Origin of the sequence: Mycobacterium sp. MYCO198283, from assembly GCF_021213805.1 — a bacterium.
Taxonomy (GTDB): Bacteria; Actinomycetota; Actinomycetes; order Mycobacteriales; family Mycobacteriaceae; genus Mycobacterium.
Window position 1 is genome coordinate 303,100 of the sequence record NZ_JAJQJI010000004.1, and the last position, 25,615, is coordinate 328,714.

General features: G+C 71.5%; 24 protein-coding genes and 1 pseudogene. 17 read left to right on the forward strand and 8 right to left on the reverse strand.

The features are described 5' to 3' along the window. The first annotated feature begins 159 nt into the window (after positions 1-159). Positions 160-1,131 carry a carbohydrate kinase family protein gene (locus tag LV457_RS10365; RefSeq protein WP_232170725.1) on the forward strand — a complete coding sequence of 324 codons (972 nt, stop codon included), beginning with the start codon at positions 160-162 and terminating at the stop codon, positions 1,129-1,131. Here the strand turns inward: LV457_RS10365 and asnB are convergent, their stop codons facing one another. Further along, positions 1,132-3,099, reverse strand: a complete 1,968-nt coding sequence (gene asnB, locus LV457_RS10370) for an asparagine synthase (glutamine-hydrolyzing) (RefSeq protein WP_232170727.1) — start codon at positions 3,097-3,099, stop codon at positions 1,132-1,134. It lies immediately after the preceding gene. A gap of 157 nt (positions 3,100-3,256) precedes the next feature. Between asnB and LV457_RS10375 the strand changes: the two genes are divergently transcribed. From LV457_RS10375 to LV457_RS10390, 4 genes are all read left to right on the forward strand, one after another. After that, on the forward strand, positions 3,257-4,300 hold the full coding sequence (locus tag LV457_RS10375) for a cytochrome c oxidase subunit II (RefSeq protein ID WP_232170729.1): 1,044 nt from the start codon (positions 3,257-3,259) through the stop codon (positions 4,298-4,300). A gap of 9 nt (positions 4,301-4,309) precedes the next feature. Next, entirely contained in the window at positions 4,310-4,729 is a 420-nt protein-coding gene (locus LV457_RS10380; protein WP_232170731.1) for a cytochrome c oxidase subunit 4, read from the forward strand. A 193-nt stretch (positions 4,730-4,922) separates the two neighbouring features. Next, positions 4,923-5,810 carry an MmpS family transport accessory protein gene (locus LV457_RS10385; RefSeq protein WP_232170733.1) on the forward strand — a complete coding sequence of 296 codons (888 nt, stop codon included), beginning with the start codon at positions 4,923-4,925 and terminating at the stop codon, positions 5,808-5,810. Between the two features lie 2 nt (positions 5,811-5,812). Beyond that, entirely contained in the window at positions 5,813-6,355 is a 543-nt protein-coding gene (locus LV457_RS10390) for a DUF2561 family protein (protein ID WP_232170735.1), read from the forward strand. A 209-nt stretch (positions 6,356-6,564) separates the two neighbouring features. Here LV457_RS10390 and LV457_RS10395 read toward each other — a convergent pair whose 3' ends face one another. Genes LV457_RS10395 through LV457_RS10410 form a run of 4 tightly spaced genes read right to left on the reverse strand, consistent with a single transcriptional unit; the run spans position 6,565 to position 10,992 of the window. After that, the gene (locus tag LV457_RS10395; RefSeq protein WP_232170738.1) at positions 6,565-8,280 is read right to left on the reverse strand and encodes a cytochrome bc complex cytochrome b subunit; all 1,716 of its coding nucleotides are present in this window, start codon (positions 8,278-8,280) and stop codon (positions 6,565-6,567) included. Then, positions 8,277-9,518 carry a ubiquinol-cytochrome c reductase iron-sulfur subunit gene (locus LV457_RS10400; protein WP_232170740.1) on the reverse strand — a complete coding sequence of 414 codons (1,242 nt, stop codon included), beginning with the start codon at positions 9,516-9,518 and terminating at the stop codon, positions 8,277-8,279. The genes LV457_RS10395 and LV457_RS10400 overlap by 4 nt, the downstream gene beginning before the upstream one ends. Further along, a complete protein-coding gene (locus tag LV457_RS10405) occupies positions 9,515-10,384 on the reverse strand; it encodes a c-type cytochrome (RefSeq protein ID WP_232170742.1) in 870 nt (289 codons plus the stop codon). The genes LV457_RS10400 and LV457_RS10405 overlap by 4 nt, the downstream gene beginning before the upstream one ends. Then, positions 10,381-10,992: a heme-copper oxidase subunit III gene (locus LV457_RS10410; RefSeq protein WP_232170744.1), complete on the reverse strand. Its 612-nt coding sequence runs from the start codon at positions 10,990-10,992 to the stop codon at positions 10,381-10,383. The genes LV457_RS10405 and LV457_RS10410 overlap by 4 nt, the downstream gene beginning before the upstream one ends. Before the next feature lie 101 nt (positions 10,993-11,093). Between LV457_RS10410 and trpD the strand changes: the two genes are divergently transcribed. Next, positions 11,094-12,164: an anthranilate phosphoribosyltransferase gene (gene trpD, locus LV457_RS10415; RefSeq protein WP_232170746.1), complete on the forward strand. Its 1,071-nt coding sequence runs from the start codon at positions 11,094-11,096 to the stop codon at positions 12,162-12,164. Here the strand turns inward: trpD and LV457_RS10420 are convergent. Then, positions 12,102-13,895 (reverse strand): annotated as a pseudogene (locus tag LV457_RS10420) (DEDD exonuclease domain-containing protein); the annotation flags it as partial. The gene trpD and the pseudogene LV457_RS10420 sit on opposite strands and share 63 nt — an antisense overlap. Before the next feature lie 78 nt (positions 13,896-13,973). Here LV457_RS10420 and LV457_RS10425 point away from each other — a divergent pair. From LV457_RS10425 to LV457_RS10440, 4 genes are all read left to right on the forward strand, one after another. Continuing rightward, entirely contained in the window at positions 13,974-14,201 is a 228-nt protein-coding gene (locus LV457_RS10425; RefSeq protein ID WP_232170968.1) for a hypothetical protein, read from the forward strand. A 156-nt stretch (positions 14,202-14,357) separates the two neighbouring features. Continuing rightward, the gene (gene ripC / locus LV457_RS10430; protein ID WP_232170748.1) at positions 14,358-15,485 is read left to right on the forward strand and encodes a peptidoglycan hydrolase RipC; all 1,128 of its coding nucleotides are present in this window, start codon (positions 14,358-14,360) and stop codon (positions 15,483-15,485) included. 71 nt (positions 15,486-15,556) lie between these two features. Beyond that, entirely contained in the window at positions 15,557-16,324 is a 768-nt protein-coding gene (locus tag LV457_RS10435) for a hypothetical protein (RefSeq protein ID WP_232170750.1), read from the forward strand. Beyond that, complete coding sequence (locus LV457_RS10440; RefSeq protein ID WP_232170751.1) at positions 16,321-17,463, forward strand: glycosyltransferase family 4 protein; 1,143 nt, start codon at positions 16,321-16,323, stop codon at positions 17,461-17,463. The genes LV457_RS10435 and LV457_RS10440 overlap by 4 nt, the downstream gene beginning before the upstream one ends. Here the strand turns inward: LV457_RS10440 and LV457_RS10445 are convergent. Further along, positions 17,451-19,250: a long-chain fatty acid--CoA ligase gene (locus LV457_RS10445; protein ID WP_232170753.1), complete on the reverse strand. Its 1,800-nt coding sequence runs from the start codon at positions 19,248-19,250 to the stop codon at positions 17,451-17,453. The two genes, LV457_RS10440 and LV457_RS10445, sit on opposite strands and share 13 nt — an antisense overlap. Before the next feature lie 130 nt (positions 19,251-19,380). On the opposite strand from LV457_RS10445, the gene LV457_RS10450 reads away from it, so the two are divergent. The 5 genes from LV457_RS10450 (at position 19,381) to LV457_RS10470 (ending at position 22,771) form a co-directional block, all read left to right on the forward strand. Further along, a complete protein-coding gene (locus LV457_RS10450) occupies positions 19,381-19,770 on the forward strand; it encodes a polyketide cyclase / dehydrase and lipid transport (RefSeq protein WP_232170755.1) in 390 nt (129 codons plus the stop codon). Between the two features lie 95 nt (positions 19,771-19,865). Next, a complete protein-coding gene (locus LV457_RS10455; protein ID WP_232170757.1) occupies positions 19,866-20,303 on the forward strand; it encodes an SRPBCC family protein in 438 nt (145 codons plus the stop codon). Then, positions 20,296-21,552, forward strand: a complete 1,257-nt coding sequence (locus LV457_RS10460; RefSeq protein ID WP_232170971.1) for an ArsA family ATPase — start codon at positions 20,296-20,298, stop codon at positions 21,550-21,552. The genes LV457_RS10455 and LV457_RS10460 overlap by 8 nt, the downstream gene beginning before the upstream one ends. Then, positions 21,549-21,935: a hypothetical protein gene (locus LV457_RS10465; protein ID WP_232170759.1), complete on the forward strand. Its 387-nt coding sequence runs from the start codon at positions 21,549-21,551 to the stop codon at positions 21,933-21,935. The genes LV457_RS10460 and LV457_RS10465 overlap by 4 nt, the downstream gene beginning before the upstream one ends. A 113-nt stretch (positions 21,936-22,048) precedes the next feature. Beyond that, on the forward strand, positions 22,049-22,771 hold the full coding sequence (locus LV457_RS10470; RefSeq protein WP_232170761.1) for a 1-acyl-sn-glycerol-3-phosphate acyltransferase: 723 nt from the start codon (positions 22,049-22,051) through the stop codon (positions 22,769-22,771). A 2-nt stretch (positions 22,772-22,773) separates the two neighbouring features. Here LV457_RS10470 and LV457_RS10475 read toward each other — a convergent pair whose 3' ends face one another. Further along, positions 22,774-24,060, reverse strand: a complete 1,287-nt coding sequence (locus tag LV457_RS10475) for a glycosyltransferase 87 family protein (RefSeq protein WP_232170764.1) — start codon at positions 24,058-24,060, stop codon at positions 22,774-22,776. Between the two features lie 121 nt (positions 24,061-24,181). Between LV457_RS10475 and LV457_RS10480 the strand changes: the two genes are divergently transcribed. Both LV457_RS10480 and LV457_RS10485 read left to right on the forward strand, forming a co-directional pair. Continuing rightward, positions 24,182-25,054 (forward strand): hypothetical protein, encoded by an 873-nt coding sequence (locus LV457_RS10480; protein ID WP_232170973.1) that lies wholly within the window; start codon positions 24,182-24,184, stop codon positions 25,052-25,054. Positions 25,055-25,064: 10 nt separating this feature from the next. Further along, complete coding sequence (locus tag LV457_RS10485) at positions 25,065-25,562, forward strand: polyadenylate-specific 3'-exoribonuclease AS (protein WP_232170766.1); 498 nt, start codon at positions 25,065-25,067, stop codon at positions 25,560-25,562. Positions 25,563-25,615 lie beyond the last annotated feature (53 nt).

Sequence of the window (25,615 nt, forward strand, 5' to 3'; positions counted from 1 at the left end):
GTGCGGCCACCGATGGCTGTTGCGCCGGACCGTCTGTCGTCGGCGACGAGCACGTGAAGGCAGGTTAGCGCACCCGCCGGTCGGCGTCGGGCCGCGCGACCCGGGTAGGCTTTCGAGGCCGCACCGGCGGTGCCGCGTGCTGAACGAGAGGCGACTTTCTTGACGATTGCTGTGACCGGTTCCATCGCGACCGACCATCTGATGCGCTTCCCGGGCCGCTTCTCCGAACAGTTGCTGGCCGAGCACCTGGAGAAGGTGTCGCTGAGCTTCCTGGTCGACGAGCTGGTCATCCACCGCGGCGGCGTGGCGGGCAACATGGCCTACGCCATCGGCCTGCTGGGCGGCAGCGCGACCCTCGTCGGCGCCGTCGGGTCGGACTTCGGGGACTACCGCTCGTGGCTGGAGTCCCACGGCGTCGACTGCCAGAGCGTGCTGGTCTCCGACTCCGCCTACACCGCCCGGTTCCTGTGCACCACCGACGAGGCCATGGCGCAGATCGCGTCCTTCTATCCGGGTGCGATGTCGCAGGCCCGCGACATCTCGCTCGCCGACGTGGTGGCGCGGGTCGGCGCGCCGGAGCTCACGATCATCGGCGCCAACGACCCGGCGGCGATGCTCCGCCACACCCAGGAGTGCCGCAGCCTCGGCCTGCCGTTCGCGGCCGATCCCTCCCAGCAGCTCGCCCGGCTCTCCGGTGACGAGATCCGGCAGCTCATCGGCGGCGCCCAGTACCTGTTCACCAACGACTACGAGTGGGACCTGCTGCTGCAGAAGACCGGCTGGAGCGAGGCCGAGGTGATGAGCCAGATCCAGCTCCGGGTGACGACCCTCGGGCCGAAGGGCGTCGACCTGGTCGGCAACGACGGCACGTTCATCCACGTCGGCGTGGTTCCCGAGACCCGCAAAAACGACCCGACCGGCATCGGCGACGCGTTCCGCGCCGGCTTCCTCACCGGCCGAAGCGCCGGGCTGGGGCTCGAGCGGGCGGCGCAGCTCGCGTCGCTGGTCGCGGTGCTGGTGTTCGAGGCGCCCGGCCCGCAGGAGTGGAGCTTCGACCGCGACGTCGCAATCCGGCGCATCACCGACGCCTACGGCGACGACGCGGGCGCCGAGATCGGCGCGGTGCTGTAGCTACAGCTGCACGGGGTACTGCGGCTCGCTGATCGACGGCTCGATGCTGCGCTCGACGAAGATCGCGTGCCACAGCATGAAGATCAGCACCGTCCACAGCCGGCGGCTGTGGTCGATGTCGCCGGTCAGGTGCTCGTCGAGCATGCGGCGCACCCCGGCGCGGTCGATCAGCTCGTCGGTCTGCGACTGCGCGATGAGCTGCTGCGCCCAGTCGAGCAGCTCGCCGGACCGCAGCCAATGCCGGATCGGCACCGGGAACCCGAGCTTGGGGCGGTGCAGGACGTGAGCGGGCACGATCGGCTCCAGCGCCCGGCGCAGCGCGTACTTGGTCGTCGTCCGGGTGATCTTGGCGTCCAGCGGCAACCGGGACGCCACCGCGAACACCTCGGGGTCCAGGAACGGCACCCGCAGCTCGAGGGAGTTCGCCATGGTCATCTTGTCGGCCTTCACCAGGATGTCGCCGCGCAGCCAGGTGAACAGGTCGAGGTGCTGCATCCGGGCCACCGGATCCCAGCCGCGGGACTGTTCGTAGATCGGGGCGGTGACGTCGGTGTGGGTCCACTCGGGCCGGAACTCGCGCAGCACCGCGCGCAGCTGGTCGTCGTTGAAGCTGCGGGCGTTGCCGTAGTACCGCTCCTCCAGCGGCTGAGAGCCGCGCTGCAGCAGGCTCTTGCCGCGCATGCCCTCCGGCAGCGGGGCGGCGACCCGGCGCATCGACCGGCGCAGCGGCGGCGGCAGGTACTCGAACGGCCGCAGCGAGAGCGGCTCGCGGTAGATCGTGTAGCCGCCGAAGAGCTCGTCGGCCCCCTCGCCCGACAGCACCACCTTGACGTGTTTGCGCGCCTCGCGGGCGATGAAATACAGCGGCACCAGCGCCGGGTCCGCGACGGGTTCGTCCAGATACCAGACGATCGCCGGCAGCGCCTCGACGAACTCCGCCGGACTGACCACCTTGGTGACGTGGCGGGCGCCGATGGCCTCCGCGGACGCCACCGCGACGTCGACCTCGGAGAAACCTTCCCGCTCGAAGCCGGTCGTGAAGGTGATGAGCCGCGGATTGTGGCGGATCGCCAGCGCGGCGATGGCCGTCGAGTCGATGCCGCCGGACAGGAACGCGCCGACGGTCACGTCGGCGCGCATGTGCTTGGCGACGGAGTCCTCCAGCGCGGCGGTGATCTCGTCGAACCGGCGCTGCTCCTCGCCCGCGGCGATCGGCTGGGCGGCGAACCGGGGCCGGAAGTAGCGGGTGACCGCCGGTGCCGCGCCGGGCCGGATGACGGCGTAGCTGCCCGATTCGAGCCGCCGGACGCCGCGGTGCAGGGTCTCCGGCTCGGGCACGTACTGCAGCACGGTGTAGTGCTGCACGGCGCGCACGTCGAGGGCGGTGTCGAAGCCGATCACGTCGGCGAGGACGAGCAGGCACTTCTTCTCACTGGCGACGGCGGTGCCGCCCGGTCCGGTCGCGAGGAACAGCGGCTTGATGCCGAACGGGTCCCGCGCCACGAACAGCTCGCCGGCCCCGGTGTCCCACAGCGCGAACGCGAACATGCCGCGCAGCCGGTGCAGCGCCTCGGGACCCCAGTGGTGGTAGGCCGCGACGATCGCCTCCCCGTCGCCATCGGTCGCGAACACGGCGCCGAACTCCGAGCGCAGTGCGTCGCGCAGCTCCAGGTAGTTGTAGATCTCGCCGTTGAACACCAGCACATAGCGGTCGGGCGCCTCGGGCGGGCCCCAGCGCAGCGGCTGGTGCGAGTGCGCGATGTCGATGATCGAGAGCCGGTTGAACCCGAACACGACGCCGGCGCCCTCGACGTCGGTGCCGGCGCCGCTCGGGGTCAGGTCCGACCAGGTGCCCGGTTCGTCGGGGCCGCGGTGCCGCATGTGTCGCGTCGCGTCCCCGACGGCGCGCTCGGTGGCCGTCGAGACCGGGGCGGACGGGTCGGAAACGAAGGCCAGCAGTCCGCACACCGGGCTCAGTATGCCGCACCACCGCGGGCGGGCCGCAGCCGGCGAGCAGCCCGGCGGCAGGTGTGCCGTGAGCCCCGCCGGGCGGTGGTCTACGCTGCGTAGTATTCGACTGGCGATGGTTTTCATCTGCCCAGCGGTGACTTGAGGAGGCGCCACCGTGACACGCTCCCGTCGGTTCCGTGCGCTGGCGACGGCCGCCACGCTGGGGGTGCTGGCCTTGACGCTGAGCGGTTGCTCGTGGTCGGAGGCGCTGGGCCTCGGCTGGCCGCAGGGCATCACCCCCGAAGGCCGCGTCAACCGCGAGCTGTGGATCGGCTCGGTGGTCGCCGCGCTCGTCGTCGGCGTCATCGTGTTCGGCCTCACGTTCTGGACGGCGGCGTTCCACCGCAAGAAGGCCACCGACACCGACTTCCCCCGGCAGTTCGGCTACAACATGCCGCTCGAGATCGTGCTGACGGTCATTCCCTTCCTCATCATCTCGGTGCTCTTCTACTTCACGGTGCTGGTCCAGGAGCGGGTCACGGCCATCGAGAAGGACCCGGAAGTGGTCGTCGACGTGACGGCGTTCCAGTGGAACTGGAAGTTCGGCTACCAGAAGGTCAACTTCAACGACGGCACCTTCGGGCCGTGGGAGGGGCTCGTTCCCGATCCACCCCAGGCCGAGTCCCGGCCGCCCGCCGAGGGGGCCGAGGGCAGCGGCGACTCCGGTCACGAGCGCGTCGGTGCCATCGCCGGCCGCAACCCCGAGGACCGCAGCTACCTGAACTGGGACCGGGTGGAGACCGTCGGCACCACCCAGGAGATCCCGGTGTTGGTGCTCCCGGTCGGCAAGCGGATCGAGTTCCAGCTGGCGTCGGCCGACGTCATCCACTCGTTCTGGCCCGTCGAATTCAACTTCAAGCGCGACGTGATGCCCAACCCGAAACAGAACAACTCACAGAACGTCTTCCAAGTCGAGAAGATCGACAAGACCGGCGCGTTCGTCGGCCGGTGCGCCGAACTGTGCGGCACCTACCACGCGATGATGAACTTCGAGGTCCGCGTCGTGGAGCCGAACCTGTTCGTCACCTACCTGGAGGGCCGCGAGCGAGGGCTCACCAACGCGCAGGCGCTCGACCTGATCGGCGAGGAACCCTACGCCACCACCACCAAGCCGTTCCCGGCCCAGCGCGGCGAGCTGGCGTCGCAGGCGTCTAAGTAGGAGGCGAGCATGAACATCGAGGCCCGGCTCTTCGAGATCCTGACCGCGTTCTTCGCCCTGGCGTCCGTGGTGTACGCGGTGCTGACCGCACTGTTCAGCCCGGGCGGCGTCGAGTGGGCGGGAGCCACCGCGCTGGTGCTGACGACCGGCCTGGCCTTGATCATCGCCACGTTCTTCCGCTTCGTCGCCCGCCGGCTCGACACCCGGCCGGAGGACTACGAGGAAGCCGAGATCGCCGACGGCGCCGGGGAGCTCGGCTTCTTCAGCCCGCACAGCTGGTGGCCGATCTCCATCGCGCTGTCCGGCTCGGTCACGGCCGTCGGCACGGCGCTGTGGCTGCCGTGGCTGATGTTCGCCGGTGTCTGCTTCATCCTCGCCACCGTGGCGGGGCTGGTCTTCGAGTACTACATCGGTCCGGAGAAGCACTGACCGCTGCCGTGGCGGCGAAGGTCGCGATCGCGCGACGCTGCGCCCGCCCACCGGCGTGCAGGTCGCGGATCCGGTGCAGCTCGTTCGGTAGGGTGTCCCCGGATGCAGGCCGCCGGGGTACCGGCGCGCCCAGCGGATGGGGACCCGGAGTGCCGCAGCTGGCCGCCGGGCGTGGTGGAGAGGTAGCAGGCATATGAGCGGGCCGACTTCCTCCGGACCGTCCGAACCCGGCGACGACACCCGGCAATTCGGACCCGACGAATCCGACGCGGTCGACCCCGGTGGCGCACACGCCGCCGCCGACGCCGCGGCCTACGAGCACGAGCCGTTCTCCCAGGCCTACTCCGCGCCCGAATCCGAGCAATTCACCAGCGGGCCCTACATCCCGGCCGATCCGCACCTCTACGAGTACGACGACTACGACGCCACCGAGCTCGTCGAGCAGCCGCCACCGCCGCGCTGGCCCTGGGTGGTCGGGATCGCCGCCATCGTCGCGGCCGTGGCGCTCGTCGCGTCCGTCGCCGCGCTGGTCGTGAACTCCGAGACGTCCAACCTGGCCAATCTCACCACCACGACGACGCCTCGCCCGCCGGTGCAGGACGAGATCACCACGACGACCCCGCCGCCTCCGCCACCGTCGCCCACGAGCGAGCCGCCGCCACCACCACCGCCGCCGCCCACCGAGACGGTGACGGTGACGCCCGAGCCGCCACCTCCGCCGCCCCCGCCGCCATCCGAGGCGCCGTCCCCGGAGCCGACGAGTAGCGTGCCGCCGACGACGACCCCGACCACCACGACGACCCCGGCGGGTCCGCGGCAGATCACCTACCGGGTCACCGGCACCAAGGCGCCCGGAGACATCATCACGGTCACCTACACCGATGCGTCGGGCCGCAGCCGCACCCTGCGCAACGTGTTCATCCCGTGGTCCATCACCGTCACGCCGATCTCGCAGTCCGAGGTCGGCTCCGTACAGGCGTCCAGCCTGTTCCTCGTGAGCAGGCTGAACTGCTCCATCACCACCAGCGACGGCCAGACGTTGACCGCGAACAACAACAACGGCCCGCAGACCAGCTGCTGATCATGAAGCGTCCATGGCAGGAAGCGGCGGCCCGGCTGCAGGCCGCGCCCGACACGGCAGACCGGCTCGCGATCGGCGGCTGCGCCGTCGTCTGGTTGGCGGCACTGGGCGCCGCGGTGACGGCGGGGGTGGCCGTCGTGCGGCTGGCCTCCGGCGGATCGGGCGGCGGGGTACCGGCGGCGCTGTACGCCGTCATCGCGGTGTCCGCGGTGGTCATCGCGGCGGCCGTCCCGCTGCTGCTGCGCGCCCGGCGCGCCTCGGCGGGCACGCCGGCGACGTGCCGTGGCGGCGAACCGGCCGCCGGCCGGCGGATGTCCCGCTTGGGCCGCGGATCGGCGGTCGACCGCATCTGGCTGCGCTCCGCGTCGGCCATCGGCGGCGGGATCGGGCTCGCCGCCTTCTTCAGCGCCGTCGCGACCTATCTGCTCGCCACCGACAGCGACGGCGCGGCGTGGGTCTGCTACGGCCTGGCCGGCGCCGTCATGCTCGTGCTGCCGGTCCTGACGCCGCTGCTGCTGCGCCGGCTGCGCCGCCGCTACGGCTGAACGGCACCTCGGGCGAACGGGACGCCACCGCCACCATCGGCACCCACCGCGCGGCGGAGCGATCCGCGCTCGGTGACCCCAGCGTCACAGGCGGCGGGGAAGTGTGACGGCGGGGCCCGGACGCGCGTCGACGGCCGGCCGTCTCGACCGACGACGAAGGCCCGCATCCGCGTGCTCTCGGATGCGGGCCCTCGTCGTGTTCAGCGGGGCTAGTGGCGCTGCCCGTTGCCGTTGCCGTGACCGTTGGCCGAATGGCCGTTGCTGCCATGGCCGTTGGCCCCGTGGCCGTTGGTGTGGCCGTTGCGGGATCCGTTCCCCTGGTGCTCGGCCAGGGCCGTGATCGCGCGGCGCTCGGCAGCGTGCGCGGCCTCCGTGATCGCCTCGTGTTCGGCCGGCGGATCGGCGAAGAGCCAGCCACCGGTGCCCGGAGCGCCGCCCGAACCGAGCTTGTTCATGCGCTTGGGCAGCGCCGCGCCCTGGTACTCCAGCGGAATCGGATGACCGTGCTCGTCGACCGGCCCCAGCGGCTGGTGCAGCTCGATGTAGGCACCGTGCGGCAGCCGCTTGATGATGCCCGTCTCGATGCCGTGCTCCAGCACCTCGCGATCGCTGCGCTGCAGCGAGATCGCCCAGCGGTAGGCGACGAAGTAGACGATCGCCGGCAAGACCACCAGCCCGATGCGGGCGATCCACGTCGTCGCGTTCAGCGAGATGTGGAACTTCAGCGCAATGATGTCGTTCATGCAGGCGAACGTCAGCAAGATGTAGATGCTGATCGCCATCGCGCCGACCGCGGTGCGCACCGGGGCGTCACGGGGCCGCTGCAGCAGGTTGTGGTGGGCGTCGTCCCCGGTCAGCCGCCGCTCGATGAACGGGTAGATCGTCAGCAGGCCCAGGATGAGACCCATGAGGAGGGCGATCCACACCGGCTGCGGGATGGTGTAGTTGCCGATGTAGAACTCCCACGGCGGCCAGATGCGGATGAGGCCGTCGGTCCACATCATGTAGAAGTCGGGCTGGCTCCCGGCAGAGACCTGCGACGGCTTGTACGGGCCCAGCACCCAGATGGGGTTGATCTGCAGCAGTCCGCCCATCAGGCCGAGGATGCCGACCGTCATGGCGAAGAACGCGCCCGACTTCACCGCGAACACCGGCATGACGCGCACGCCGACGACGTTGGTCTCGGTGCGGCCCGGCCCGGGGAACTGGGTGTGCTTCTGGAACCACACCATCGCCAGGTGCACGCCGATCAGCGCCAGGATGATGCCGGGGAACAGCAGGATGTGGATGGCGTAGAGCCGGGGGATGAGGATGTCGCCCGGGAAGTCGCCGCCGAACAGCGCCCAGTGCATCCAGGTGCCGACCACGGGGATGCCCATCGTGATGCCCGACAGCGCTGCCCGGATGCCGGTGCCCGACAGCAGGTCGTCCGGCAGCGAGTAGCCGAAGAAGCCTTCGAACATCGCCAGGATCAACAGCAGCGACCCGATGACCCAGTTCGCCTCGCGCGGACGCCGGAAGGCACCGGTGAAGAAGATGCGCGCCAGGTGCACCATGATCGACGCCGCGAACAGCAGCGCCGCCCAGTGGTGGACCTGCCGGACGAACAGCCCGCCGCGGACCTCGAAGCTGATGTCCAGCGCCGTCTCGTAGGCACGCGACATCGAGACGCCACGCAGCGGCTGGTACACGCCGTCGTAGACGACTTCCTGCATCGACGGGTCGAAGAACAGGGTGAGGTACACGCCGGTGAGCAACAGCACGATGAAGCTGTAGAGCGCGATCTCACCCAGCAGGAACGACCAATGGGTCGGGAAGACCTTGTTCAGCTGGCGGCGCACCGCAGCCGACGGGTGATACCGCGAGTCGATGTCGTCGCCCTGCTTCGCGGCGAGGGCGGCCAGTCTCGAGGTTTGTGGACTCATGTCGTCTTCCGTTCCCAGAATGCGGGTCCCACGGGTTCGATGAAGTTGCCGTTGGCAACAAGATACCCGTCCTGATCGACGGTGATCGGCAGCTGCGCCAGGGCGCGGGCGGCCGGACCGAATATGGGCCTGGCGTATTCCAGCGCGTCGAACTGCGACTGGTGGCACGGGCACAGGATGCGGTAGGTCTGCTGCTCGAACAGCGACGCCGGGCAGCCCAGGTGGGAGCAGATCTTGGTGTAGGCGAAGAACTCGCCGTAGTTGAAGCTCTCCTGCCCCGCCCGCTTGACGACGCGGTCCATGTCCGACGGCCGCAGGCGGATGAGCATCACCGGGTTGCGCACACCCATCGTGATCTCTTCGAGGTGGTGGTGCGACTCGACCGTCGTGCCGTCGCCGTCGGATTCACGCCACGGATAGACGGTCTCCATGCCGCCGGCGTCGAGGTCCTCGGGCCGCATCTTCACGAACGGCGACGACCCGGGGGATCCGGTGGCGCGCGCCAGGAAGATGGTCTCGCCCTCGTAGCGCGGCGTCCAGCCCGAGGTCCACAGCACGGCTTCCTTGCCGTTGGCGGTGGGCACCACCGGCTTCCACGGGTTCTTGATCAATCCGCCCACGAAGGCGACCAGCGTGCCGAGCCCGAAGGCGCCCAGGCCGATCCCGAGCGTCGCGCCGATCATCTTGCGACGCTTGATGGTCGAGCCCTCGAGGGACTCGCCGAGCATCGCGACGATGGTCTTGCGGTGGATCTCGGGCGACCGGCCGTCGTGGCGGTCCTGGATCGAGATCTCCTCGGGAATGAACTTCTTCTGGTACTGCACGGCACCGATGCCGATCGCGAGGATCGACAGCCCGAAGAACAGTCCGTAGAGCGGCGTCGCCAGGCTGTAGACGAACTCGCCCGAGGAGCCGAAGGGCTGGTACTCCCACGGCCAGAACAGGAACACCACGAGCAGGGCGAGCCCGGCGAGGCCACCGATCATCAGCCACAGCGCCACCTGGCGCTCGGCGCGCTTCTCGGCCTTGGTGCCCTCGACGGGCCACCGCGGCTCCTTGAAGACGGTCTGCACGCCGTCGAGCCGGCCGCCGAGCTCCACGAGCTCCTCGCGCGTCATCTGCGCCAGCTCGGCGTCGGTCGGCTGATCGGGCACGCCCGCCTGGCCGGGCGCGTCGGTGCCCTTGGGGGTGTGCTGCGGGTCGGTGCCCGGGGTGTGCTGCGGTCCGCCGCTGGTCATGATGCGCGTGCTCCGATCCACAACGCGGCCGCGATGATGCCCACCATGCCGATGATCCACGCGGCCATGCCCTCCGAGGTCGGCCCGAAACCACCGAGCCCGTAGCCGCCGGGATCCGGCGACTCGTTCGACATCCGGACGTAGGCGATGATGTCCTTCTTCTCCTCCGGGTCGAGCTGGCGATTCGAGAACTTCGGCATGTTCTGCGGCCCGGTGAGCATCGCGGTGTAGATCTGCTGCGGGTTCGCGTCACCGAGGTAGGGCGCGTACTTGCCCGACGACAGCGCGCCGCCTTTGCCGGTGAAGTTGTGGCAGGACGCGCAGTTCAACCGGAACAGGTCGCCGCCGCGCGCCACGTCGTCACCGATCAGCGACTCCTGGGCGATGGTGCCGTCGGCGTTGCGGACCACCGTCGGGCCGCCGCCGTTGGCCTGCACGTAGGCGCCGAGCGCGTCGATCTGCGCCTCGTCGAAGTTCTCCGGCTTGTCCGGCGCCTGCGCCTCGCCGCGCATGGCGGGCATCCGGCCCGTCGACACCTGGAAGTACACGGCGGCCTCGCCGACACCGATGAGGCTCGGTCCGCGCCCGGCCACACCCTGCAGGTTGGCGCCGTGACACGTCACGCAGGAGGTGTCGAACAGCTGCTGGCCGGTGCGCAGCAGCGCGGAGTCGTTCTCGTCGGCCACCGCGACCTGCGGCGTCGGGGTGAACACCGCGGCCATGCCGCCGGCGAACGCCAACGCGATCAGCAGCAGCAGACCGCCGGTGAGGCGGCGCCGCAGCCGCCGGCGCGACCGGCTGCTGTCCTGCGAACCCGGACTGGACAAGCCCTTGCTCCCTTCACCGCCGACGCGACGGTTGCTCATCGGACGAAGTAGATGGTCGCGAACAGCGCGATCCACACGATGTCGACGAAGTGCCAGTAGTACGAGACGACGATGGCCGCCGTCGCCTGGGCGGGGGTGAACTTGCTCATCCGGGTGCGCAGCAGCAGGTACACGAAGGCCACCAGGCCGCCGGTGACGTGCAGGCCGTGGAACCCGGTGGTCAGGTAGAAGACCGTGCCGTAGGCGGTGCTCGAGATCGTGGTGCCGTCGTGGACCAGGTGCGAGTACTCGTACAGCTGGCCGCCGACGAAAAAGGCGCCCATCGCCAGGGTGACCAGGTACCAGCGGCGCAGCCCGAACACGTCGCCGCGCTCGGCCGCGAACACCCCCATCTGGCAGGTGAACGACGACGCGATGAGCACCAGCGTCACCGGCACGGCGAGCGCCAGGTTCAGTTCGGTGGGCGGCTGCGGCCACACCCCGCCGGCCTGCGACCGCGCGGTGAAGTACATCGCGAACAGCCCGGCGAAGAACATCAGCTCGCTCGACAGCCACACGATGGTGCCGACACTGACCATGTTGGGACGGTTCAGCGAATGGATTCGCGACGTGATCGCGGTTCCCGAGGTCCCTACAGCACTCGTCACATCTAGAAGTATGACGCTTTGTAGTTGGTCGAAGCCACCCGGGGTCACGACTTCGTCACGCCGGATCTCGCGGGCGGGCGCGCGCGTGGCAGCATCGGCGCGTGCCCGACATCTCCCCACGCCCCGAGGAACCCACCTGGCCGCAGGTCCTGGGCCGGCTGACCAGCGGCGTCGAGCTGCGCCCGGGCGAGGCGGCGTGGGCCATGGACCAGGTGATGACCGGTGCCGCGACGCCGGCGCAGATCGCCGCGTTCGGCGTGGCGATGCGGATGAAGGTGCCGACCTCCGGCGAGGTGCGTGAGCTTGCCGACACCATGCTCCGGCACGCCCGGCGGGTGCCGACCGATGTCATCGGCACCGCCACGGTCGACATCGTCGGCACCGGCGGCGACGGCGCCAACACCGTGAACCTGTCGACCATGGCGTCGGTGGTGGTCGCGGCGGCCGGTGTGCCGGTGGTCAAGCACGGCAACCGCGCGGCGTCCTCGCTGTCCGGCGGCGCCGACACGCTGGAGGCGCTGGGCGTCCGGATCGACCTGTCGGCCGACGAGGTCGCGCGCAGCGTCACCGAGGTGGGCATCGGCTTCTGTTTCGCGCCGCAGTTCCATCCGTCGTACCGCTATGCGTCCGGCGTGCGCCGCGAGATCGGAATCCCGACGGTGTTCAATCTGCTCGGCCCGCTCACGAATCCGGCGTCGCCGCGCGCCGGCCTCATCGGCTGCGCGTTCGCCGACCTCGCCGAAGTAATGGCCGGGGTGTTCGCGGCGCGCGGCTCCAGCGTGCTGGTGGTCCACGGCGACGACGGCCTCGACGAGCTCACCACCACCACGACGAGCACGATCTGGCGGGTGCAGGGCGGCACGGTCGACCGGCTGACCTTCGACCCGGCGGCGTTCGGGTTCGCCCGCGCCCGCATCGAGGAGCTGGTCGGCGGCACCGCCGAGGCCAACGCCGCCGAGGCACGGTCGGTGTTCGCCGGCGACAAGGGCGCCGTGCGCGACGCCGTCCTGCTCAACGCCGCCGGTGCGATGGTGGCCCACGCGGGCCTAGCCAGCGACGCCAAGTGGCTGCCGGCCTGGGAGTCGGCGCTGCAGCGTGCCACCACGGCCATCGACTCCGGAGCGGCCGAACAGCTGCTCTCGCGTTGGGTGCGGTTCACCCAGCAGCGCTGAGTCGTCGAGCTGCGCGGCGGCCAGCCGTGCCGATCGGGCGGCGGCCGCCCAGGCGGTCCACCGGCCGGCCGCCGCCAGCGGCGTGGCGTAGCCCGGTTCCGACCGGACGATGCGCACCCCGGGTTGCGCCAGCCACCGGGCGATCAGCGCCGTCTCCTCGACGAGCGCGCCACCCATCGGCGCGTCGGCCGGCAGCACGCGCTGTCCGGCCGCACACAGCGCGTCGACCACCGGCATGGGCGGCACGCCGCGCCGGGCCGTCCCCGCGGCAGCCAGCTGGCCGTGCCGCACCACGGCGAGGTGCCAGCCGCCGCGGCCGTCGGGTGCGGCGGCCACCAGCTCGCCGACCGCGCACAGCGCCCGCAGCCGCTGCCCACGCCACAGCGCGTCGATGGCCGCGGCGGTGTGGTCGCGCAGCCGGGCGGCCGTCTCGTAGCGGCGGCGTTCCGCCAGCTCGGCCAGGTGGCGCACCGCCGCCGACAGCGGCGCCGCGGTGCGCCCGGCCATCAGGTCGCGTGCCAGCGCGGGTGCCGCCGCATAGTCGTCGGCGCTGCAGCCGCGGGCGGCCGGGCAGGGCGACAGCTCACGTTCGGGGCAGGCGGGGCCGTGGACGGCGCGGCGGCCGAGCCGGGTGGTGCAGGTGCGCAGCCCGGTGAACCGAGCCAGCAGGTCGGCGGTCTCCACGGCATCCGCGCGCGCCCGGAAAGGGCCGATCACCTGGTCGTGGCGGGGGGTGCGGACCACCGAGAAGCGGGGGAAGGCCTCGTCGGTGAGGACGACCCACCACCAGCGGTGCGGGAACTTCGACCGCCGGTTGTACGGCGGCGCGTGCGCGGCCAGCAGCCGGAGCTCGCGCACCCCCGCCTCCAGCTCGTGCGCGCACTCGACGTGGTCGACGCCCTCGGCGAGCGCCACCATCTCCTTCATGCGGGTGCGCGGGTCGGCGCCGGTGAAGTACTGCCCGACGCGCCGCTTGAGGTCGACCGCGGTGCCGACGTACAGCACCTCCCCGCCCGGTCCGCGGAACAGGTAGACGCCGGGCCGGTGCGGAAGCCCGGCGGCCAGCACCTTCTTCTCGCGCTGCGCCGGGGTCGCGTCCGGGAGGTAGGCGGTCAGGTCGTTCAGCGTCGAGATGCCCTGGTTGCCCACCCGCTCGATGAGCGCGTGCAGGACGTCGACCGTGGCTCGCGCGTCGTCGAGCGCGCGGTGCGTCGGCTGGGTGGCGACGGCGAAGAGTTTCGCGAGCGCCGCGAGCCGGACGCTCGGCGCCTCCTCGCGCGACAGCACGCGCCGCGCGAGCTGCACCGTGCACAGCACCGGCGGCCGCGGCCAGCTGATGTCGCAGCGCCGTGCCGCAGCCTTGAGGAAGCCGATGTCGAACCGGGCGTTGTGGGCGACGAGCACCGCGCCGCGGGAGAACTCGAGGAACGCCGGCAAGACGGCGTCGATGGTGGGCGCGTCGTGCACCATCGCCGACGTGATGCCGGTGAGCTGGACGATCTGCGGCGGGATGTCGCGCTGCGGGTCGACGAGCGTCGCGAGCTCGCCGAGCACCACCCCGCCGCGCACCTTGACGGCCCCGATCTCGGTGATGGCGTCGGCGCGGCCGGCCTCGCCGTTGGCGCGCCCGCCCGTCGTCTCCAGGTCGACCACCACGAAAGTCGTCTCCCGCAGCGACACCTCGGCGGCCGGATCGGCGTCGCCGAACGTCAGCTGCTGCGCGGTCGCCATGGTGAGCACCGTAGGGACCCCCACCGACAGCCCGGCCGACTTGTCGGGACCCCGCGTTACCGTCCACCGCAGGAGCGGATCGCTCCAGACATTGGAGAGGACGGACGCGGCGTGATCATCGACTGCAACGACTGTGCGGTGCGTGGACCGGCGTGCGACGACTGCGTCGTCAGCGTGCTGCTGGGGGTCCCGAAGACTTTGCGTGACGACGAACGCGCGGCGCTCGAAGCGCTCGCGGAGGTCGGGCTGGCGCCACGCTTACGGCTCGTTCCTGTCCGTCGGCGGGCGGATCCCGGTGTAGCGTGAGTCACCGGTCAGCCGTTGTCCGGCCCGGGCGCCGCGAATCTGGTTAATTCCGCGCCGGTGTTGGACAAGGCCGATGCCATTTCGTAACCTATCTGAGACCTTCGGCGGCACGGCCGGGTTCTCCAGAACCACCACGGCAGTAAGAGGATCAGAGTCTTGACTCCAGACCGCGCTCACTTGCTCACCCGCACCCTGCGGCGCAAGGCAATAGGTGTGGTCGGAACATTGGCGATGCTGGCGGCGATCCTCGGGGCGGGCGCCGCGAGCGTGGCGGCCGATCCTGCAGACGACGCGTTGGCAAAGCTCAACGAGCTGTCGCGGCAGGCCGAACAGACCACCGAGCTCATGCACACCGCCGAGCTGGACCTCGACAAGAAGCTCGCCGAGCAGAAGGCCGCGGAGGACCGCAGCGCCGCCGCCCGCGCCGAGCTCGACGAGGCGAAGGGTCAGCTGGCCACCTATCAGCGACGCGTCGACAAGCTCGCGGGCGCCATGTACATGGGTGGTCGCACCGATGGCCTGAGCGCCATCATGACCGCCGACTCCCCGCAGCGTCTCATCGACGAATTGTCCGCCCAGGACGCCATGGGCACGCAGATGGTCGACCAGATGACCCGGTTCCGGGAACTGTCCGCCCGCGCGGCCGCGGCGGAGAAGACCACCGCCGAGTCCGCCGCCGCCGCGCGCACCGCCGCCGAGCAGGCCGCCGCGGTGCGTGCCGACGTACAGGGCAAGCAGAGCGAACTGCAGCGCAAGATTGCGATCGTGCGCGCGCAATACGAGGCGCTGACCCCGCAGCAGCGCACCGCGCTGGCCGAACCGGGCCCGCTGCCCGGCCCGCCACCGCCGCCGCCGGGCGACCCCGCCGTGCTGGCGGCCGCCCCGAACGCGGTGCCGCCGGGTGACCTGGCGCCGCCGCCGCCCACCGGTGGCGGTAGCCCCGCCGGCGCGATCGCGGTGCAGGCCGCGCTGACCCGGATCGGGTCGCCCTACTCGTGGGGTGGCTCCGGACCAGGCCAATTCGACTGCTCGGGGCTCGTCATGTGGTCGTTCCAGCAGGCCGGCATCAGCCTGCCGCACTCCAGCCAAGCGCTGGCCCGCGGCGGTCAGCCGGTCTCGATGGACCAGATCCAGCCCGGCGATGTCGTGAACTACTACTCGGACGCCTCCCACACCGCGATCTACATCGGTGACGGCATGATGGTGCACGCCTCGACCTACGGCACACCGGTCAAGGTGGCGCCCGTCGCCAACGCGCCGATCTACAACATTCGCCGCTACTGAGTCCGCCGCTCCTGCGCGTCACGCCCACCGCCCGGCGCGCCCGGCTGACCGCTGCGCTCGCCGGCGTCCTCGTGGCGCAGGCGGTGGTCGGCGCCGGCGTGGTGGCATCGGACGTCCGGCCGCCTGACCGGGTGACCGTGACCGCGGCACACACCGCCCGCATCACCGCGTCGGATCCCCGCGCCGTCGTGCTCGTCGGCCGCATCCGCGCGCAGTTCGATCCCGCCGTGGCCGCCGTCACCGCGTTCTGGGGTGCGGACTGGCCCCGCGAGGTCGCCATCGAGATCGCGGCGGACGACGCCGCCTTCGCCGCGTCGGCGGGCGGGCCGGTGTCGCGGTGGACCGGGGTCGCAGCCGTCACGCTGGCCGACCGCGTCGATCCCGTGGGCCGTGTCGCGACGGCGCGGCGAATCCTGTTCGCCCCCGGCGCGGCCGCGATGTCCGACACCGCGCTGCGCACCGTCCTGCGCCACGAGCTGTTCCACTACGCCGCCCGCGCCGACACCGCGGCCGACGCGCCGCAGTGGCTGACCGAAGGGGTGGCCGACTTCGTGGCGCGCGCCGACGAAGCGCGCGACGACGAGCCGACGGGTGACACGGCGCCGACGCTGCCCTCGGATGCGGAGCTCGCCGGCCCCGGTCGGTCCGCGGCCTACGACCGGGCCTGGCGGTTCGCATGCTTCGTCGCCGACCGGTACGGCCCGCCCGCGCTGCGGGCGCTGTACGTCCACATGGCCGGGCCGGCCCGGCAGCCGCTCGACGCCGCGGCCCGCGACGTGCTGCACACCGACGCCGCGGGACTGCAACGGCAATGGGCGCTCGCCGGAGCCTCGACGTGACGCGAATCCTGCTCGTCACCAACGACTTTCCGCCACGCCGCGGCGGCATCCAGTCCTACCTCGAGGCGCTCGTCGGCGAGCTGGAGCGCGCAGGCCGCCACACGCTGACGGTGTACGCCCCAGATTGGAAGGGCGCGCAGGCCTACGACCGCGCCGCGAGCGTCGAGATCGTCCGGCATCCGGGCACGCTGATGGTGCCCGAACCCGGCGTCGACGCCCGCATGCGGCGCCTCGTCGCCGAGCGCGACGTCGAGACGGTCTGGTTCGGCGCCGCGGCTCCGCTGGCCCTGCTGGCGCCGCGGGCGCGGCGCGCCGGAGCCGCCCGGATCGTGGCCAGCACCCACGGCCACGAGGTCGGCTGGTCGATGCTCCCGGTGGCTCGTCGGGCATTGCGCCGCATCGGCGACCACACCGACGTCCTCACCTACGTCAGCCGCTACACCCGCAACCGGTTCGCCGCCGCCTTCGGGCCGCACGCCGCGCTGGAACACCTGCCGCCGGGCGTGGACACCGACCGCTTCGCACCCGACGCCGCGGCGCGCGCGGAGCTGCGGGCCCGTTACCGCCTGGGCGACCGTCCGCTCGTCGTGTGCATCTCGCGGCTGGTGCCGCGCAAGGGGCAGGACATGCTGATCCGCGCGCTGCCGGAGATCCGCCGCCGCGTGACCGGGGCGGCGCTGGTGATCGTCGGGGGCGGTCCGTACCTACCCACGCTGCGCAAGCTCGCGACGGGCGCGGGCGTCGCCGATCACGTCGTGTTCACCGGCGGCGTGCCGTCCGAGGAGCTGCCCGCCCACCACGCGATGGCCGACGTGTTCGCGATGCCGTGCCGCACCCGCGGCGCCGGGCTCGACGTCGAGGGCCTCGGCATCGTCTACCTCGAGGCGTCCGCAACCGGTGTGCCGGTGGTCGCCGGACGGTCCGGCGGCGCCCCGGAGAGCGTCCGCGACGGTGTCACGGGCACCGTGGTCGACGGCCGCGCGGTACCGGCGATCGCCGCGGCGGTGTCAGAGCTGCTCGCCGATCCGGTGCGCGCCGCCGAGCTGGGAGCCGCCGGCCGGCGCTGGGTGAGCGAGCGCTGGCGGTGGGAACACCACGGCGCCCGGCTCGGGGAGCTGCTGGCCGCTCACTTCGAGTAGAGCGCCTCGATGTCGTCGGCGAACTTCTCGGCGATCACCTTGCGCTTGATCTTCATCGACGGCGTCAGCTCGCCGGTCTCCTCGGTGAAGTCGGCGCCCAGGATGCGGAAGTTGCGGATCGATTCCGCCTTCGACACCGCCTGGTTCGCCTGCTTGACCGCCCCTTCGATCTCCGCCCGCAGGTCGGAGTCGTCGACGAGGTCGGCCACCGACGCGCCGGAGTCCTTGCTGTTGCGCTCCTTCCAGCCGTCGAAGGCCTCCGGGTCGATGGTGATCAGCGCCGCCACGAACGGCCGGTTGTCGCCGACCACCATGGCCTGGCTGATCAGCGGATGCGCCCGCAGCTGGTCTTCGAGCACCGCCGGCGCGACGTTCTTGCCGCCGGCGGTGACGATGAGCTCCTTGATGCGACCGGTGATGGTCAAGAAGCCGTCCTCGTCCACCTGGCCCTGGTCGCCGGTGCGGAACCAGCCGTCGACGAACTCCTTGGCGGTGGCCTCCTCGTTCTTCCAGTAGCCGTTGAACACCACGCCGCCACGCACCTGCAGCTCGCCGTCGTCGGCGATGCGCATGCTGTTGCCCTCCAGCAGTTTGCCGACGGTGCCGATCTTGACGTCGCCCACCTTGTTGACGGTGATGGCGGCGCTGGTCTCGGTGAGCCCATAGCCCTCGTAGATGGTCAGCCCGACGCCGCGGTAGAAGTGGCCGAGCCGGGCGCCCAGCGGCGCGCCGCCGGAGATCGCGGCCCGGCAGTCGCCGCCCAGCGCGCCCCGCAACTTGCCGTAGACCAGGCGGTCGAACACCGCGTGCTTGGCCTTCAGCAGCAGTCCCGGCCCGCCGTCGTCCTGCGCCTTGCTGTAGTCGATCGCCGTCTCGGCGGCGATCGCGAAGATGCGGCCCTTGCCGTCGTTGCGGGCGTTCTGTTCGGCGGTGTTGTAGACCTTCTCGAACACGCGCGGCACCGACACCACCAGCGTCGGCTTGAACACCGCGAACATCGGCACGAGGTTCTTGACGTCGGAGGTGAACCCGAGCGTCACCTTGTTGATCACCGCGCCCATCGTGATCGCGCGGGCCAGCACGTGGGCCAGCGGCAGGAACACCAGCATCCGCTCGTCGGAGTCCAGCAGAGTGGGGAAGGCGGCCTTGGCGCCCCGGGTCTCGTAGACCAGGTTGGAATGCGTCAGCTGGCAGCCCTTGGGCCGCCCGGTGGTGCCCGAGGTGTAGATCAGGGTCGCGGGGTCCGCGGACCGGATGGCCGACAGCCGAGCGGTCACCTCGCCGGCGTCGGTGCCCTCACCCAGCGTCCCCAGCTCGTCGAGCGCCTCGCCGTCCGCACCCGAGATGACGAAGATCCGGCGGAGGTCGGGCAGATCGTCGCGCACCTTCCCGGCCGTCGCGGCGTGCTCGTCGGTCTCGGCGAACAGCATCACCGCGCCGGAGTCCTGCATCACCCACCGCACCTGGTCGGCCGAGGACGTCTCGTAGATCGGCACGGTCACGGCGCCGATCGCCAGGATCGCGAAGTCGAGGATCGCCCACTCGTAGCGGGTGGCGGAAAAGATGGCCACCCGGTCGCCGGCCTGCACGCCCTCGGCGATCAGGCCGAGCGCCGCGGCGCGGATCTGGGCGGCCGCCTGCCGTGCGGTCACGTCCTTCCACTCGCCGTCGACGAGCCGCTGGAAGCTCACATGGTCGGGGTCGTCGCGCTCGTGGTCGAAGACTGCGCTGACGATGGTGTCGTGCTCGCCGACGGTGAAGGACGCGGGAACACTGAACTCACGCACGTGTGTTTGACCTCTCAGATGGTCGCTGATGGTGAGGCACAGCCTAGTGGCAGCGTCCGATCACCGGTCAGGAACCCGGTACCGGCGGTCCAAGGCGGCCTGCCTCCGCCGTGTGTGAAGCTGTGAGGTCATGAACAGCATCCAGATCGCCGACATGACGTTCATCGCCGCCGACGCGGCGGACGTCGGGCGGGCGATCGCGGATCCGGGGAGCTGGCAGCGGTGGTGGCCCGACCTGCACCTCACGGTCGTCGAGGACCGCGGCCATAAGGGCATCCGGTGGACCGTGACCGGTGCGTTGACCGGCACGATGGAGGTGTGGCTCGAGCCGATGCTCGACGGCGTCGTCGCGCACTACTTCCTGCATGCCGAACCGTCCGGGATCGCGGCGTGGCAGCTCGCCAAACTCGACCTGCCGAAGCTGACGCACCGCCGGCGGGCCGCGGGCCGGGCGATGACGTTCGAGGTCAAGGAGCGGCTGGAGCGGGGCCGACCGATCGGCGTGTCGCGCAGCGGCTGACCGGCCGCTGCCCCTGGGACTCGCCGCCGGGGCACGGTACCGTTCTGGCAGGCAGACGCTCGGGCGAGACGACAACGATCGAAGGTAGCGACGACGTGGCGGACAGTACGACGCAGACCATTTTCATGGCCGCGGATCCGGCCACGGTGATGGACGTCATCGCCGACATCGAGTCCTATCCGCAGTGGGTGTCCGAGTACCGGGAGACCGAGGTCCTGGAGGCCGACGAGCAGGGTTATCCGCTCAAGGCCCGCCTGGTGCTGGAGGCGGCGGTGCTCAAGGACACGATGGTGCTGGCCTACGACTGGCCCGCGGATCGGACCTCGGTGCGGTGGAGCCTGGTGTCGAGCTCACTGCTCAGATCGCTGCACGGCGCATACCGGCTGGAGCCCAACGGCGCGGGCACCGACGTCACCTACGAGCTGTCGGTCGACCTGAACATCCCGATGATCGGCCTGCTCAAGCGCAAGGCGGAGCGCAAACTCACCGACACCGCGCTCAAGGACCTGAAGAAACGAGTCGAGGCTGAGTGAGAGCGGTGCACCCGCCCGGATCAGCCTGTTCGTCGGCAAGGGCGGGGTAGGCAAGTCCACGCTGGCGGCCGCCACGGCGGTGCGGGCCGCGCGGGCCGGCCAGCGGGTGCTCGCGGTCTCCGCCGACCAGGCGCACTCCCTGGGGGACGTGTTGGGCACGCCGGTGCCGCCGACCGGCGAGCGGGCCCCGACCCGGATCCTGTCGGACGCCGCCGACGCCGGTGGCGGCTTCCTCGACGCGCTGTGCCTGGACACGCTGGCAGTGCTGGAGGAGCGCTGGGCGCAGGTCGCCGGCGTGCTGGCCGACCGCTTCGAGTCCTCCGACCTCGGCGACGTGGCGCCCGAGGAGCTGTCGGCGCTGCCGGGCGTGCAGGAGGTGCTGGGCCTGCACGAGGTCGGCGCGCTGGCCGCCGCGGGCGCGTGGGACCTGGTGGTCGTGGACTGCGCGTCGACCGCCGACGCGCTGCGGATGCTGACGCTGCCGCACACCTTCGGGCTGTACCTGGAGCGCGCCTGGCCCCGGCACCGCCGCCTGGTCGCCGCGTCCGACGACGCCCGGTCGGCCGCCGTCGTCGCGCTTTTCGAGCGCATCGCGTGCGGCGTCGAGGAGCTGGGTGCGCTGCTGGGCGACGGCCGGCGCGTGAGCACCCACCTGGTGCTCACCGCGGAGCGGGTGGTGGCCGCCGAAGCCGTGCGCACACTCGGCTCGCTGGCGCTGATGGGCGTGCGGGTGGCCGAGCTGATTGTCAATAAGGTGCTGGTACACGACGATTCATTCGCCTACACGAACCTGCCCGAGCATCCCGCGTTCGACTGGTACACCGAACGCATCCGGGAGCAGGAGGCCGTCCTCGGGGAGCTGAGCGGCAGGATCGGTGATGTGGAGCTGCTGCTCGCGCCGCACCTGGCCCGCGAGCCGGTCGGCCCCAAGGCGCTCGCCGCGCTGCTCGACACGGTGCGACACCAGGACGGCACCCCACCGCCGGGACCGTTGCGTCCGGTCGTCGACCGTGAGGGCGGGACCGGGTTGGAGGCTGTCTATCGCCTGCGGGTGCAGCTGCCGCACGTCGACCCCGGGACGCTGACCCTGGGCCGCGTCGACGACGACCTGATCATCGGTGCCGGCGGCCAGCGCCGGCGGGTCCGGCTGGCATCGGTGTTGCGCCGATGCGTCGTTTCAGACGCCCGGCTCCGTGGTACCGAGCTGACCGTGCGATTCCGACCTGATCCGATGGTGTGGCCGACATGACCGGCGCCCACTCCGACCTGGGGCCCGAGCTCCGTGCCCTGGCGCAGGCGATTCTGGACACGCTCGATCCCGCGGTGCGTGCCGCCGCGGCGGCCGCCGTGCGCGGCGGTGAGGGATCCGGGCGCTGCACCCAGGTGTGGTGTCCGGTGTGCGCTCTCGCAGCGCTCATCGGCGGCGAGCAGCATCCGCTGCTGACGGTGGTGGCCGAGCACAGCGTCACCCTGCTGGCCGTGGTGCGGGCGCTGCTCGACAGCGCCGGGCAGCCGCCGCCGGCGGCGACCCCGCCGCCCCCGCCCGGGGGCGATCCGGCCGGTCCGGCGCCCGAGCCGACCCCGCCGCAGCGGGGCAGATATCAGCACATTCCGGTCACTGTGCAAGAGTGAGCGGGCGGCGCGGGCGTGCTGCGTCACGCCCACCGCGAAGTGTGGTCGCGCCCACCGGGGGTCGGTAGAGTCGGGGCGACGCATTCGGCGAGGCGCCCGAATCAGGAGGGTCCATGTGGTATTGGCTGTTCAAGTTCATCTTCATGGGCCCGCTGCTGTCGCTGCTCGGCAGGCCGAAAGTCGAAGGGCTGGAACACATTCCGGACTCCGGTCCGGCGATCCTGGCCAGTAACCACCTCGCCGTCGCCGACAGCTTCTACCTGCCGCTGGTGGTCCGCCGCCGCATCACCTTCCTCGCGAAGGCCGAGTACTTCACCGGCACCGGCCTGAAGGGCTGGTTCAAACGGTGGTTCTTCACGGTCGCGGGGCAGGTGCCCATCGACCGCTCTAACGCCGACGCCGCCCAGGCCGCGCTGGAGACCGCCAAGCGGATCCTCGACCAAGGCAAGTTGCTGGGCATGTACCCCGAGGGCACCCGGTCGCCCGACGGCCGGCTGTACAAGGGCAAGACCGGGCTGGCCCGGCTGGCGCTGGAGACCGGCGTGCCGGTGATCCCCGTCGCGATGATCGGCACGAACGTGGTCAACCCGCCCGGCAGCAAGATGTGGCGTTTCGGGTCGGTGACGGTGCGCATCGGTGCGCCGCTGGACTTCTCGCGGTTCGACGGGCTCGCCGGGAACCGCTTCATCGAGCGGGCGGTCACCGACGAGGTGATGTACGAGCTGATGGAGCTGTCCGGCCAGGAGTACGTCGACCTCTACGCGGCCGACGTCAAGGAGCGCAACGAGGCCGCGGCGCAACCGCCGGCTCGGCTCCCGGACCGCGCGGCCGGCTGACCTCAGCGCGCCGGCACCGCGAGTTCGGCGTCGCGCGCGTCGGTGTCGGCCCGGTCGCCGGCCGCGGCCATCGCCCCCGCGACGGCGATCACCGCGAGCGCCCACCACACGTATGAGATCCCGACGAGTTGACGCCACCAGTCCGCGCCGACCTCGCCGTTCTTCGGCAACAGCTGCAGCGGCTCCACCACGAACAGCGCCGCGCCGGCGAGCGTGAGCGTCAGCAGCGTGCGGTGGTGCGCCCGCCACGCCGTGACGCCCAGCACCAGCAGCGCGGGCAGCACCCACACCCAGTGGTGCGACCACGACACCGGTGACACGAGCAGGCCGAGCAGCGCGACGCAGCTGACGGCGGCCGGCTCGTGGCGTGCGCGCAGCAGCCGCTGCGCCGCCCAGCTGGTCAACGCGAGCGCCCCGACGCAGGCCAGCACCCACAGCGCGGACCGGACGCCGTCGGGCAGCCCGAGGCGGGCCAGCGCGCCGGCGAGGTTCTGATTGGTGTTGAGGGCGGCGCTGCCGATCCGGCCGGTGTGGTGCACGGTCTCGGTCCAGTAGGTCCAGGAATCCGACCACGCCGCCGCGAAGCCGGCCACCACCCCGGCCGCCGCCCCGGCGACGGCGCCCAGCACTGCCCGCCCGTCGCGTCGCAGCAGGAAGTACAGCAGGAACACCGCGGGCGTCAGCTTCAGCGCCATCGCCAGCCCGACCAGCAGCCCCCGCGGCCACGGGGTGCGGCGCGGGACGCAGTCGAGGACCACCAGCGTCATCAGCACCGCGTTGATCTGCCCGAACTCCAGATTCGACCGGACCGGCTCCAGCAGCCACATCGCCGGCAGCACCAGCGCCGCGGCGAGCCACGCCCGCCGCCGCCACGCCGGGCCGGGCGCCGCCTCCGAGGCCGGCCACACGTCGAGCCGGGTGAGCACCACGGCCGTCGACACCACGAGCAGCGCCAGCGTGACGACGGTGATTGCCGCGCTCGCGGCAGGCAGCGACAGCCAGGCGAACGGCGCGAACAGCACCGCCGCCAGCGGGGGATAGGTGAACGGCAGGTCGAGACCCAGCGGCGTCGGGAAGGTGGTGCCGCCGTAGAGCGGCACGCCCGCCAGCCACGCCCGGCCGCCCATCCGGTAGACGTCGATGTCGATGCGGTAGCCGGCGCGCATGACGACCTGCCAGCCGCTCCACAGCCAGCCGACCAGCACCGCCACCTGGAAGACCCGCCACCAGGCCCGTGACCCGGCGCGATCCGCCCGTCGGCCGCCGTCGGGCGATCGCCGCTTGCTCATGGTGCCGTCAGACTAACGGGGTCGTTCCCGGGCCACCGGCGGCGTACCGGCGCCCCGGTGACGGCGTGGGCGTAAGTTCTGCGCCGTGACCTCCGCTGTGGCGACCGAGCTGGACACCGGGCTGCCGCTCACCATCCACCTCGACTTCGTCAGCCGCAGCCGGATTCCGCTGCTGTGCTGCCTGGTCGCCTTCATGGCGACCTTCTTCGTCACCCGCACCATCGTCCGCTACATCCGCGCCCACGCCGGGAGCGACGCCCCCCGCAAGTGGTACCAGCCGCGCAACATCGGGCACGGGGACACCCACATCCACCATGTGGTCTTCGGGGTCATCCTGGTGCTGCTGTCCGGCGTCACGATGGTCACCCTCGCCGTCGACGGCGGCCTGGCCGAGTTCACCGTGGCGGCGGTGTTCTTCGGCGTCGGGGCGGCGCTGGTGCTCGACGAGTTCGCGCTGATCCTGCACCTGGAGGACGTGTACTGGGCCGAGGACGGCCGGACCTCGGTGGACGCGGTGTTCGCGGCGGTCGCGGTGGCGGGGCTGCTGGTGCTCGGGCTCAACCCGCTGTCGTTCTTCGACGTCGGGATCTGGCGGGACGACCACAGCGTCGTCGCCCGCGCGACGGTGCTCGCGATGGCCGCCGCGACGCTGGCGCTGGCGGTGGTCGTGCTGCTCAAGGGCAAGGTGTGGACCGGGCTGGTCGGCATGTTCGTCACCCCGCTGCTGGTGGTGGGCGCGCTGCGACTGTCCCGTCCGCACGCGCCGTGGGCGCGGTGGCGCTACACCGACAAGCCCAAGCGCATGCACCGCGCGCTGGAACGGGAACGCCGGCTGCGCCGGCCCGTGGTGCAGGCGAAGCTCTGGTTGCAACACGTCGTCGCCGGCGAGCCGCAGTTCCCCGACGACCGCGAGGTCGACGCGCAGCTCGACGCCGAGATCCGTCCGGCGCCGCCGCCGGAGCGCCAGCCGGTCACCGACGGCGCCGCTGCGTAAGGTCGCGGGCGTGCGCTTCTTCTACGACACGGAGTTCATCGACAACGGGCGCACCATCGAACTGATCTCCATCGGCGTCGTCGCCGAGGACGGCCGCGAATACTATGCGGTGTCCACCGAGTTCAATCCCGACCAGGCCGGCCCCTGGGTGCGCAAGCACGTGCTGCCCAAGCTGCCGCCGCCGTCGTCGCAGCGGTGGCGGTCCCGGCGGCAGATCCGCGAGGAGCTCGAGGACTTCTTCGGTGTCGACTCCGAGGAACCGATCGAGCTGTGGGCCTGGGTGGCCGCCTACGACCACGTCGCGCTGTGCCAGCTGTGGGGACCGATGACGGACCTCCCGCCGCAGATCCCGCGGTTCACCCGGGAGTTGCGGCAGTTCTGGGAGGACCACGGGTCGCCCCGCATGCCGCCGCGGCCGCGCGACACCCACGACGCCCTCGTCGACGCCCGGCACAACCTGCTCCGATGGCAACTGATGACCGGCCGCACGCCGGCCGCAACGCCGTGAGCTGCGGCGCAGGCACTTCGGGCGGTCAGGAGCACGAGGCTTGCCCGGTTACC